Source organism: Klebsiella sp. AqSCr (genome assembly GCF_008452795.1).
Taxonomy (GTDB): Bacteria; Pseudomonadota; Gammaproteobacteria; order Enterobacterales; family Enterobacteriaceae; genus Klebsiella; species Klebsiella pneumoniae.
The window spans coordinates 3,672,493-3,685,903 of the sequence record NZ_MJDM01000005.1 but is presented as its reverse complement, the minus strand read 5'-3'; the positions used below and the strand labels follow the sequence as shown (position 1 = coordinate 3,685,903).

At 57.0% G+C, this 13,411-nt stretch carries 2 protein-coding genes; both read right to left on the bottom strand.

All coding sequences use genetic code 11. The features are described 5' to 3' along the window. Window positions 1-32: 32 nt before the first annotated feature. Window positions 33-12,737: a phage tail tip fiber protein gene (locus BHE81_RS21960; RefSeq protein WP_080934643.1), complete on the bottom strand. Its 12,705-nt coding sequence runs from the start codon at window positions 12,735-12,737 to the stop codon at window positions 33-35. 62 nt (window positions 12,738-12,799) lie between these two features. Further along, window positions 12,800-13,393 carry a tail assembly protein gene (locus tag BHE81_RS21955; protein WP_071081087.1) on the bottom strand — a complete coding sequence of 198 codons (594 nt, stop codon included), beginning with the start codon at window positions 13,391-13,393 and terminating at the stop codon, window positions 12,800-12,802. Window positions 13,394-13,411 lie beyond the last annotated feature (18 nt).

Here is a 13,411-nt window from a genome sequence, read left to right as displayed (position 1 = left end):
GAAAAGGCCCCTTGCGGGGCCATATATTGTTATCAGGTTGATGAACCGCGAATTACGTTGTTATTGCGCGCGGCGAAGGCGTCGAATCTTGAGAGGATGGTTAATACCATCTGTCCGTTACGGTCCAGGTAACAGCCATATCGCAGAACAGCGTCGCCAGTACCGGCAGGGACGACAAATGACATGTTGTCTACGTTCATTGACTCTTGCGCCGTTAACAGGCGTGTTGCTCCACCTGTTTCATACATAAGCTCAATGCCTAGCTCCATACTGCCGCCACCAGACGTAGCGCCTGTGCCACGAAGAAGCATTGCATACGACAGATAGCCAGGATTCAGTCCGCCGTCAGCCCCTGGCGCGTAGGACATCCCCGCTCTGAGTTTCGCGCCGCCGTCGATAGTGATGCTATCCGTCTGGAGGAGTCCACCGCGAATATTGATCACCTGGTCGAAATTCTGCCGCCGGAACCGGGCCAGCTCAAACCACTGCCATGTAGCCTTCGGCACCTTGCGCGTGCGGTGCTGAGCGATGTTGATCGCAAATGACCCGATGTCGCCCTCGATGTGGTTCGCATATACCGTACCCTGGAACCAGCCGTCAGTCGCATAAACCGCACCGCGAACGATCACGTTGTTGAACTGCGAAGAGCCATCCTTGGCGATACGCCAGCCGCGTGACCCGTCAACAAAGTCATTCGAGCGGATCTCGTTGCCGATCTTCGCGTTCGTGATGGAACCGTCCGCGATTTTGGTTGAGGTCAGGGAACTGTTTTTGATACGTGCCGTATCGATATACAGCTCATTGCCTTCGGCAACCATCACCGGAACAGCCGTCGCATTATTACGGTTAAACAGCGAGAAGCGGTCAGCGTAGAGGATCATGTCGCTCGTTTCACCATTGCTGCCCAGCGTAATCCCCGCGCCAACATTCTTCCCGTTAACCGTCTCAACCTTCATCGACCACAGCGAACTCACCGTACCATTCACATCCGCCACGGTTTTGGCGGTGTTCTGAACGGAAGCGCTGAGATCCCCGACACTGGATGTCAGGGTCGTCTGCTGCGTTGCCAGCGCCTCCAGTGCCGTTGCATGCGTCTGCTGGGTACTGGTGATACTGGCCACCGATTTAATCGTGTTGTCCAGCGTCGTCTGGTTTTTGATGTTGGCGGCCGCCTGCGCGTCAATCTGCGACTGAAGCGAGGTATTCAGGCTGGCCTGTGTGCTCTGGCTGTCGCTTAGCGTCTTCGCCATGTTATCGACGCGGGAGTTGGCATTATCCACTTTCGTGGCCAGTGCCGTCTGCTGCTGCGCCTGGGCGGTGATTTTCCCTTCAGCATCCGTTACGCGAGCCGTCAGACCGCTCACGGCACTCGCCGTCGCGTCAGAGGCATCCTGTGCAGCTTTCGCATCGGTAACATCCGTGATAACCAGATCGTCGATATACAGCGAATAACCGGGGGTGCCGCTGCCGGAGGCGCCACGGGTAGAAATCCAGACCACTGCGCGTGTTCTCCCACCCCCGTTGTTACTGGCAATACCCGTAAATTTCACCCACTTATCACGCGCACCAAGAGCGGCTTCGCTGACAGTGACCGCCGACTGCCAGGAGTTTTGACCGGCAGCATTCAGTGAGTTAATGCCGACCAGCGTTGTCCACCCGGAGGATGGCGCCTGATCCGCCGGCATCATAGCCCAGAACTCAAACCGGAACTTCGCATCCTCACGGACTGACTGCCAGCTCCCAAGCTGTTTATCGCTGTTGCCGTTATTGTTCGCTCCTCGACTCACCTGCAGGCTCTTATTGCCGGTGAATTTCTGAGACGCCACCACAACGGCTGTGCCGTTCCCGCCCAGCACCTGGCCATCGCTGTAGCTTTCAAACGTACCGTCAACCCACGGATTAGCTCCCTGAGTGCGGATGGTATTGATGGTGCTGGTCAGCGACGTGATGCTCTGCGACTGGCTGGTGATGGTGTTTTCCACCTGGCTTACGCGACCGGTCAGTGAACTCACCGCGGACGTGTCAGCCTTTTTACCCAGCTCAGTATTCATCGTGGTCAGGCTGTTCTGCAGACTGGTGAGCTGCTGCGACTGCGAATCCAGTTTACCCTCGGCAGACGTCATCCGGGTGGTCAACCCGGTGACAGCGCTTTGCTCGGCCTTCTTACTGACCGCCGCATTCGTGACGGCCAGATCGCCGCTGAGTTTCGTCAGCTGCTGCGCCTGGGTGGTGATAGCCCCTTCAGCAGCGGTGACGCGGGTATTCATCTGAGAAATGGCCCCGGCATTAGCTGCGATATCCTTTTCATCCGTAACATCGAGGACATGGAAATCATCGAAATACATTGCCCCCGCGCTGAGGAAGGTCGTCAGCTGGAAACTGGCCGTCGTGGTCTTCGTGGCTTTCCAGTCAAACGTTACCAGTTGCCAGCCAGAACTAAACGGTCCGTAGTTTGAGCCGACCAGCAGGCCAGTGCTGTCGGCCACACGAAACTTCGTGTTACCCGCATCTTTAATCGTGGTTCCCGGCTCCTGCTTCGCCCATACCCCCATGCGGTAGGTACGACCCTGCGTGATACTGATTTCCTGCCCGACCAGGTTCGACTGGCCGGCGGACATTTTCAGCGCCTTGTTACCCGAATGCGGAACCTGTAAATCGGCCACCGTCGCGGTACTGCTCCAGCCGGTAAAGCCCGCCGCGCCGCGCTCAAAACTGCCGTTGACAATGAGGTTGCCCGGCATTTTCCCGCTGGCGTCAATATCCGCTGCCGTCTGGCTCAGGCTGTTACTAAGTTGCGTTAGAGAATCCCCTTGCGCACTGAGTGTTTTGCCCTGCTCAGTGACCTGGTTCTGCAGGGTGTTCATCGCGCTTGCGTCCGCTTTTTTGTTCACATTCGCATTCGTCGTGGCCAGATCGCTGCTGAGTTTTGTCAGCGCGCTGTTGGCTGCCGCGATGTCATTCCCCTGCTGCGTCACCGTGCCCTGCAGCTGCGTCACCGCTGTCGTGTCAGCCTTTTTACTCACCGTATCGTTTGTCGACCGGAGGCTGTTCTCCAGCGAGGTGGTCCGCGTGCCGATGCTGCTGAGCGTATCGCCCTGCTGGCTAACCGTGGTGGTCAGTGAATCCACCGCTTTTGCGGTCGCATCTGCGGTTTTCTGCGCACTGTTCGCCGCCGTCACGTTACGCATATGCCAGTCGGCAGCGTACCAGACAGTGCCGAACGGGCTGCTCTGATTAACCTGCAGGAACGGTCGCAGGAAGTTCGTGTCTGCCGGCACAGTAAAGCGCCAGGTGGCTCGTTTCCACGCGGTGGTGGTCTTGGTGTTTCCCCCGGACGCTCTCGCCCCAATACCACCAGTAGCAGTGGTGGCCCGACCGATGTAGAAATTAAAGTCAGCGCTGCCGGTACCACACGCTACCAGAGCAGACATTTCGTAAACGTCGCCCGGCGTCACAGCGATGTTGTTGATTTTTGGCACATGGTCTCGCCCGGCCAGCCGGACGGCATACCTGAACGGGCAGTCAGCCGGCACACCTGCAGCAGTGGTCTCCACCACGTCATAACCCATGCGGTCATACGCCGGATCAAATGACGGGTTTGGGATGTAATCATCCCCGGCAGCATTCCCGGCGTTCACCGCCGCCGTCAGGCTGACGATGTTGCTGTTGGCTGCCGTGAGGCCTGCCTCGGTTTTCTCCACCCGGCCAGTCAGCGCGTTAAGCGCCGTCTGATCCGCTTTGGTGTTGACCTTATCGGTGGTGCTGCTCAAATCGCCCTGCAGCTTCGTGATAGCCTGCCCCTGGGAGGTGATTTTGCCTTCCGCACTGGTGACCCGGCTGGTGAGATCACTCACCGACTGCGCGCTGGCCTTTTGTGCCACGTTGTTGTTGGTGGTGTTCAGGCTGTTCTGCAGATTCGTGATGCTCTGAGACTGCGCGGTCAGTTGCCCCTCGGCATTCGTCACCCGACTGGTGAGGCTGTTAATGGCCGATGTGTTCGCGGTAATACCGCTGGCCGCATCATCCGGACTCGGTGACCAGTCAGTCATCACGGTCCCGGTTTCCAGCTGAGGGCGACAGAGCCAGACTTCTTTGTCGGCAGACGTCGCGCTTTCCAGACGCGCGGCAATCAGCCGTTTGGTGCCACTGGTGGCAGGAATAACCCATTTCACCCAGTAACGCGCCCATGCGGTGGTCAGTTTCGTGACCGCCTTGCCGTCACCGGCCCCGCCTTTAACCCCCTGGCTGGTTTCCGTGGTGGTAGTGTTCGACGGGTTATAAAAATAACTCGCCATTTCCTGTCCGTTATAGGCACCTTTCGCATAGAAGCTGAATACAAATTCAGTACGCCCGGTAACATCCAGCGTCTGTTCATCCAGCTGGATATAACCGGATGCACCTTTCGCCAGCCGGGTGTAGGCCACGCGGTCGCCCAGATACGTCTCTGTGGCGTGGCGGCTGCTCCATCCCTCCAGTGTGTCCGCATTGCGGATAAGGTTGGTCCCGCCAACGGCCAGGGAGGAAAAGTTGTTTTCCAGGTTCGTCAGCGCGCTGCTTTGCGTGGTCAGATCCCTGCCATGCTGTTCAACGGTGTTCTGCAGGCTCTGCAGCGCCGTTGCATCAGCCTTCTTCGCCACATTGCTGTTAGTCGTGTTCAGGCTGTTCTGCAGGTTGGTCAGGCTGTCTCCCTGCGATTTCAGGCTGCCTTCGGTAGCCGTCACGCGGGTCGTCAGATTCGTCAGCGCGCTGGCATCGGCCTTGCCGCTGATATCCTTACCAAGTTGCGTCACATCCGACTGCAGCTTCGTGATCGCGCTGCCCTGAGACGTAATATTCTTCCCGTTCTGCGTGACTGACGCGGACAGACTGGAAAGCGCCTGCGCATTCGCATCGGCGGCATCGAGCGCCGCTTTCGCATCGGTCACGTCAGTGATGATCAGATCATCAATCAGGAAGGCGTCACCCAGGCGAACTTTTGGTGTATTCGGGATGGAGATCCTCACCATTGCCTGTTTCAGTGCGGTTCGGTTGTTGGTCAGATAGCCACTGACCTTTGTCCAGTTGTCCACCGACAACTCGGAGACTTTCACGTTCAGGCCAGGCCACGACCAGCCATTGGCAGAATCCTGGAAGGAAAATCCTAGCACCATATAAACGGTCGGATCGGCGGTCGAGCCAGCCGGCAACTTAACCCACGCCTCCACGTAATAGACCGCATTATCGCGAACCTGCATACCAGAAAAGATATGGGTATCGTTATTATCCGTCGCGTTCGGGTTGTACTCCGTACTGCGCGTAACACGCAGGCTTTTGGTCCCGCTGTGCGCAGCTTCACTGGTGATAACAGCGCGGGCATTACTGAGAACATCGCCGACGGCATAGGATTCAAAACTGCCGTCCGGCAGTACATTGGCTCCCCGTGTTGCCTGTTGCTTCAGCGATGTATTCAGCCTGGTCAGGCTGTCGGCCTGGCTACGGATATCCTTTTCAGTCTGGGTAACCCGGTTGGTCAGTGAACTGACCGCCGACGCATCAGCCTTCTTCGCCACATCGCCTTTGACCCCTTCCAGCGCGTTATTCAGCGCCGTGATGGATTGCCCCTGTGATGTCAGGGTGTTCCCCTGGTTCGTCACCGTCCCGGTCAGAGACGAAACAGCATCGCTGGTCGCCTTGATGTTGGTTTCATCGGTGATATCAAAAACCCGGACGGAATCGAGCCAGATTTCACCGTTTGTCGGATGAGAATAAAGTTTGAAGTTCTGCCCGTCCGCGCCGGCAGCCGTCAATCCGGTTTCCCAGGTGATGGTTTGCCAGTCAGTGGTCAGCGTGACCGTTTTATCCTCATACGTACTGTCCGTCTGGCCGATTTTGTTCTGGCGACGGATCAGCAGACTCATCGCGCCGGAAACACCTTTGGCCTTCACCACCACGCGGTACTTGCGCTGGCCATTCAGCGGCACCGGCTTGTTGTTGTTGGAGAAGATCCCCGGACTGGTGTTAGTCGTCCGGTTCAGCCGGACCCCCGCTTTCCCGTCCCCGAAATCGCCAAAAGTCACACCGGCTGGATACTGAATATCCCAGGCAGTGCTGCCCTGTAGAAAATCAAAGTTCGGGATCAGGTTGTCGCCAGCGTTGCGGGTGGCCGTCAGCACATTCGCCAGATTTGTCAGCTGCTGGCTCTGTGTGGTCAGTTTCCCTTCCGCCTCTGTCACCCGGTTATCGACCGAAGTCAGTGCCGTTGCATCGGCCTTCTTCGACACATTGCTGTTGGTCGTGTTCAGGCTGTTCTGCAGGTTCGTCAGCTGCTGGCTTTGCGAGGTGATAGCCCCTTCCGCTGTGCTGACCCGGCTCGTCAGTCCGGTAACGGCGCCGGCGGTGGCATCGATGTCCACCCGGTCGGTAACGTCAGTGACGTAAAAATCATCGAAGTAGCGGCTGCCATTAATCAGATAGTTGCTCAGCGTCACCGGCAGGCTGGCTGTCTCCGTCGCTTTCCAGCGACCGGAAACCAGGGTCCAGTTTGTCCCCACCGTGCCGCTGTTGTACGGACGCTCAAAGACCGGCTGGCCGGCAGAGTTACCGATCCGCAACTTGTTGTTCCCCGCGCCATTATCCGTCGTCGCTCCGGGTTCCTTGACCCACACCCCGATTTCATAGGTTCGCCCCTGAACAAACGGGATGTATTGCCCCGGAGACACGCTCCCCGGATCAACCTTCAGCGCCCGCGTCCCGCTGTGAGGAGCGGAAACCTCCACCACACTGGTCGCGGTTGACCGCCCGGTATAACCATCCAGCCCGCGTTCAAATGAGGGATTCACGACCAGGTTACCCGGTATCTGACCGCTGGCATCGATATCTGCCGCAACTTGCGAGAGACTGTTCGACAGATTCGTCAGCGAATTGCTCTGGCTCTCCAGCGTTTTACCCTGCTGCGTCACTTTCGTGTCGAGCGTGGCCAGCGCAGTCGCATCGGCTTTCTGCGCCAGCGCTTTATCGGTATTCGCCAGATTTCCGGTCAGTTTCGTGATGGCGCTGTTCGCAGCAGTCAGATCGTTGCCCAGCTGTGTGACGGTATTGGTCAAATCCTGCACCGCTGTCGCATCAGCCTTTTTGGCCACTGCGGCATTGGTGGTGGCCAGCCCGTTTTCCAGCTGGGTTGTCCGGTTGCCGGTCGAGGTCAGCAGATTAACCTGTTGCGTCACGGTGGTGGTCAGCGAGTCAACCGCCGCCGCCGTGGCATCCGCAGTATCCTGAACCTTTTGCGCCGCTGTCACATTTCGCATATGCCAGTCCGTAACGAACCATACGGTGCCATACGGGCTGTTCTGCGAGATCTGCAGGAACGGGCGGATATAACCCCTGTCTACCATCGCCTGCGTGACCTTGAAGCGCCAGGTGGTTCTCTGCCAGGTCGCGGAAGGTGATTTTCCGCCCCCCGCCATGAGTGGCGCACCGGTGCTCGTATCTGGCCGAACGGCGGTGCCAACATACAGATTAAAATTCGCCGTGCCGGCGCCGCAGGCAACCAGTGCGCTGATCTCAATCACATCGTTAAGCGTGGCCGGGAACGCGGCAAAGTTAGGATGGTGATCCCGGCTGGCAATTCTGGCCGCATAACCATACGGGCAGCCAGGAGGGACCTCCTCAGCCGTCGTGGATACGACGCTAAACCCCATCTGGTCGTAAGCCGGGTCAAATGTCGGGTTGGGAATTAAATCTCCGCCTGATGCGTTTCCGGCCCGTACAGCGGATTTCAGCGAGGTAATGTTGGCGTTAGCAGCCGTCAGCCCGGATTCCGTCTTCTCCACTCGTCCGGTTAGCGAGTTCATCGCCGTCTGATCCGCTTTGCTGGCCACGTTCGCGTCTGTCTGCGTCAGCGCATTCCGGAGTTGGGTGATGCTCTGCGAATTGCTGACCACCTCGTTGCCAATCTGGCTGACATTCGAGCTGAGCACGCCGGCTGCGTTTGCCAGCGCGCAAACCCCGAGACCGGAGTACATCTCGGCAACCTTGTCTGACAGCTTCAGGCCCAGGTTGATATACGCCTGGCCGGTCCACTGATTCACCAGAAACTCAACGGTGTTCCAGCCGGCTTTCAGTTCAAAACTGACGGTATTCCAGCTGGCGTTACCCCGGGCGACCTGAACCCCATTCACAAATATGGCGCCGGTATCATCAAAAACCCTGGCGCCGGGCGCCAGTGTGATGGTGGTATCTGCGGCCACTTTCACCTGGCAGGAATACAGCGCGATCAGATAGCTGCCGGCGGACGTAAAGTCCAGTTTGGCCGCGTCGGCCACTTCATCCACTACCGTTGGTGCCACAGCGCGAACATCGCTGAATGACGGGACTGTCCCGGCGTTAGCCAGCTGCACCGGATAGAGTCGACGGGACCAGCGATTCGGCTGGCCATTGACCAGTTGATTCGACAGGCTGGTGATGCTGTCAGTATTGCTGCGAATATCCCGTCCGTTTTGCTCTACCTGCTGCGTTAAGGCAGTGACCGCAGCCGCTTCGGCTTTCTTCGCCAGCGCGGCATTTGTCATGCCCAAATCGCTCGTCAGTTTCGTGATGGACTGACCCTGGCTGGTTATCCTGTCGCCATGCTGGGTAACAACAGACTGCAGCCCGCTCAGCGCCTCATTAGTACCAGCCAGGCCCGTTTCCGTCTGGCCAACCCGGTTAGTGAGCGATGTTAACGCGGCGCCCTGCGATGTCAGCGTGGCGCCCTGTTGCTCAACTTTCTGCGTCAGGGACGTCAGCGCGGCTGCATCGGCTTTTTTCCCGAGGCTGGTTTCCAGGCCACCGATACGGCTCGCCTGCGCGCTCTGCTCTGTCGTCAGAGAACTCAGTTCACCAGAAACAGCAGCTTTGTTGTCGTTAAACTGCGTCTGCAGGGACTCTCTGGCCTTAACTTCCGCCGAGATGGCGGTAACGCGTGCGGTTTTTTCCTGGTACAGCAGCCCGGAGGTGACTTTCTCCAGATCGCTCCCATCATAGGAGCCACGCATCTGCGCCGCCAACGTGCTGCGTGCCTGCGCTTCGGCAGTCAGCGCGTTACTCAGCGTACTGCGCACATCCTGCAAAGCCGCCGTACTGGCGCCGGGTGCTGGCCGGCCAACGGCGATCCAGTCGAATTCGATAAAGTTGCTGGCATCCTGCTGGTTCGTCAGGTCCAGGCGAATACGATCAATGTTCCCTGTCCACGGAATATCACGCACCGTCAGGGTTGCCACCCCATCGGCATATTCCGGCTCAGCAACAATGTATCGCTTCGTGTTATTGAAGTTTTCGCCGGCAAACACCCAGCGGATCTCACCCGCCCAGACTGGTTTGCCGGTTTTACGAAAGCGCAGCATGATGAAACGGTACGCCGCACCATCGACAGCCAGCCCGCCTGGAGAGGTAATGTACGGATCGGTGGCGCTGTCCGCCGGGCGTAACCAGCCATCCTGTGACACACCCGGTACGCCGGCGCTGCCGGTCCAGCCCTCGGTCGTCTGATTGTTGAAATGCCAGATAACCTGCGAATCGAACTGGATATTAGCGCCGGCAGCGAGGCTGGACATTTCCCGCGCCAGATTTTCATCGGCGGTCTTCATCACCTGGGTCAGGCTCTCGATACTCGCCTCAATCCCCTGCGTTGCCGCCAGCAGTTCATCAGCGGCCTGTGACGCCTTCGCGTTAACATCGGCGATACGATCCGCGGTCTCCTGCTTCACCGCATTGGTCAGCGTGGTGTTGACCTGAGACAGCGACTGCTTCAGGCCATTTTCGGCAGTCTTTATCTGCGCATTCAATGCGGCATCGCCGTCGGCCAGCGTTTTGCTGACCCTGGCAATCTCCAGGTCGATGGTGGCGTTGATTTCCGCAGCCGTATCGGTGACTGACTGTCTTACCTGGGTGATGCTGTCGGTCAGCGACTTGTTCACAGTTGCGATCTGCTTGTTCGCATCTGCGACGGCGGATTTTGCCTCCTGAACGCCTTTGTTTGCCTGAGCCAGACCAGAATCGAGAGCCTCATTGACCGAGGTAATCTCATCCGTGATGGTTTTATTCACGGCGGAGATCTTCCCGTCAACATCAGCCGTGATGCTTTTCGCCGATGCATCAATATCCTGGCTGACCTGCTTCGCCTGGTCTTCGGCTTCCTTACGCAGAGCTTCAGCGGTCTGCTCCAGTTCCTGCTGCGTATTGCGGATACCTTCCTGTGTTTCGCTAATGGTGCGCTGCGTTTCCTCCCAGGCAGCCGTATCCTTGATCGCGTCGGTCAGGTTTTCGTAGTAGTCATCAAAGTTATCGCTGGCCATCCCCTGGACCCAGCCGGTCCACGGGCTTTCATTGCCAAGACGATCCACAAGGCGCACCCGATACCAGAATTCTGCACCCATACTGAGGCCCATCTGCTGATAGCTTTTCCCCGGATAGGCCACGTCTGATAACGGCATCGGCGCACTGCCGTCCTGATTTTTGCTGTACTGTAGTTCCGTGCGCAGCGTATCCCCGGAGCCGGTCGGGAACTCCCAGCTAACCTGGACCCCATGAACCAGAGAACGGGTTGCCAGCGCCAGCGGTGCCAGCGGCTCGCCGACCTTGCCGGTCAGGGTTTTCTCTTCGGAATACGCCCAGCCGCTCGAGATCTCCGCCGCATTTATCGCGCGGACGCGAACCAGATAACGACCGGCATAAATGCCGCTGACCTCAAACGAGGTGGTCGAGCTGCGCGGCACATTAATCCAGTTCCCGTCGTTACGGCGCCACTGTGCCTCGTAGGCAATAGCGCCGCTGACAGCTGACCAGTTAACCTGCATCGTTTCGACGCTGATCCCCTGATTCACGACCGAGCGGGATGTGATGACAATATCGTCAGGAGGTGACTGGTTGCCCGCCGGCAATACGCTAACCGGGCGCTGGTCGATAATAGCGCCGGTATCGATGCGGGCGAATTTATCCGGGTCATGTGCCACGCCGGTGATCGTGAGGGTGGCATCGCTGTTCTCTTTTACCCCTGTAACCCGGTACTGCTGCAGGAAGAGGTCATCGGATTCAACGGCCCAGACGCATTCCCGTTCTGGTGTCTCACTGTACGCCGTTGTGACCGTAATCTGCCGGCGTCCGTTAACAGCCTGAATGGTCCGGCTCTGTGAGATACCGGATGGCAGGTTTAGCTGGAGACGGTCGCCAGGTTTGGCATCCACATCACGATCCAGAGTAATCACCCGGCCATTCACCGCGCTGATTCGCCCGCCGTTGACCCGTCCGGCCAGCAACTCATCCGCCAGGGCAATGATATAACCGGGTTGAGGAATGCGACCGTCCAGCCCCACATCAAACTCAACGACCCGGTCTTTGTTGTTGGTCAGTATGCCCCACAACCCCTTACGGTGGGCTTCGCTCTGGCGCGTACAGCCAATCGCGGTCAATTCGAGCTGGTTAAAACTGTAGCGGGAAACCAGTTCCGGGATAAACGCCGGCTCCATCGCATCAGCATAAGCATTATCCGGATCAGACCAGGAAACCAGGGCGTTGGTGTACCGAACCTGGCTGCTGCTGCTCGAATAACGAGGTTTGCCGATAATATTGGCGCGCGTATAGGTAAAATCGACATCACGCGGCATATCAGCCTGCACAACAATCTGCTCACCGTTCCAGCAGGTCATGCCCCGGAAAATGGCGGCAAAGTCTCGCAGCACGGTGTAAGCATCGTTGCGTTCCTGAACATAGACGTTACAGGTATAGCGCGGCTCCATGCCGTCACCACCACGCCCGTCAGGAACCAGCTGATCGCAGTACTGTGCAATCTGGTACAGCGTCCATTTCGAAATATTGGCGCTGCTCAGACGATTACCGAGACCAAAACGGTCAGCTATAACAATGTCGTAATAGATCCAGGCCGGGTTATCCGTCCAGGCCCATTTAAACCCGCCGGTCCAAACGCCGGTATATTCGCGGGTTTCCGGATTGTAGTTATCCGGCACACGAATCACGCGCCCACGCGGCTCACAGGAAATTTGCGGAATGGAGCCATTAAACTGGCTGGAGTCGAACTCGATATAAAGCAGCGCGGTGTTGGGATAACGCAGCTTCGCGTCAATCACTTCGGTATAGCTCTGCAGCGTCATCACGTCGCCAACTTTGACACTGTTTGCATCCGGAGAGATTTTACGCAGGCGTAGCGTCCAGGTACTGCCGGCATGGGGCAGATCAATACGATGGCTCCGCTCATAACCGGAGGTTGTTTTACCCGTGACAGCGGTTTCCAGCACCGTCTGCCAGGCGCCGCCGTCGGTCTGCAGGTCAATCGCATACTTGACGGTATTGCCCACCACGTCGCCGTCATCTTCCTGTTTCATCAGGGACGGCCATTTCAGGCGGACACGAACGGCAGAAAGCTGGGTATTAGTAAAGGTATGGGTCCAGGCTGTCTTGCTGGAAACTTCCGTTCCTACACTGATTTCATTTTCAGTACCGGGAATACCCTGAATATAAGTCTGAGCCTGCGTGCCGGGGCGAAATTCCCAGGACACGCCACTGAAGTTTTGCGAACCATCAGCATTTTCAAGCGGGGTGCCATCAAGATAAATATCTTTCCCGGTTAAACCACCTGTAAATTCACCCTCACCTAATGCGAGCAGAATTTTGGCTTTCGCAACGGACTGTAAATCATCCGGCTGTTCCGTCGGTGTACGCTGCTTTGAGCCGCCACCCTTGCGCCCTTTAATTATGTTATTTGCCATATTACGCCCATAAAAAAAGCCACCGCAAGGTGGCCTGAATTGGATGGTTTACTGAATAAAACTTATTGCTGGTCTTCTACGTAAATACCGGCAGATATAATGGCTCCGCCAATTCGGCGTTTGCCATAAAGCAAAGGGACCGGGTATCCCTGAGAGGCAGTATTCGTCACGCCCCCAAAGGCGTAGGACGCTTTATTGTCAGCGGATTCTTTTCGGGCCAGGCCTGCTGGCTGTGGGGAGAGCATCTGAACAACGCCGCCGAGCATCATAGCAGCCCCCATTTTATAACCAAATGCTGACACGGGGTTGCCAGGAACAAAGTAAGAGCCGACAGCAGAGGCAACAATAATAACTGCTCCAAGAATTGTTTGAAGCAGCCCCGCCTTTTTACTACCAATTAAAACAGGAACAATTCTGATAACTTCACCACCAACGGGGAATCCTAAATCATCCTTACCGATATTTTTCTTTCCTTTGAAAACAGCAAAGGTCAACCCTTTTTCTTTGCTGTTATTCATGAAACTTTCAAATCCAGGGATGGTTGCAGCCAGCGCTATGCCTGCTTCTTGGACTGTTGAAATCAACCGATGATGAACCTTCCCGAAAGTTTTGCCAAGAATTCCAGAAAGCTCAATTCTTGTCATTATTTCCTGCATAATAGCTCCAGCTGGTGG

Coding starts and splice junctions, on each gene's coding strand:
- BHE81_RS21960 (WP_080934643.1), bottom strand. CDS start 12,737: ATGGCAAATAACATAATTAAAGGGCGCAAGGGTGGCGGCTCAAAGCAG.
- BHE81_RS21955 (WP_071081087.1), bottom strand. CDS start 13,393: ATGCAGGAAATAATGACAAGAATTGAGCTTTCTGGAATTCTTGGCAAA.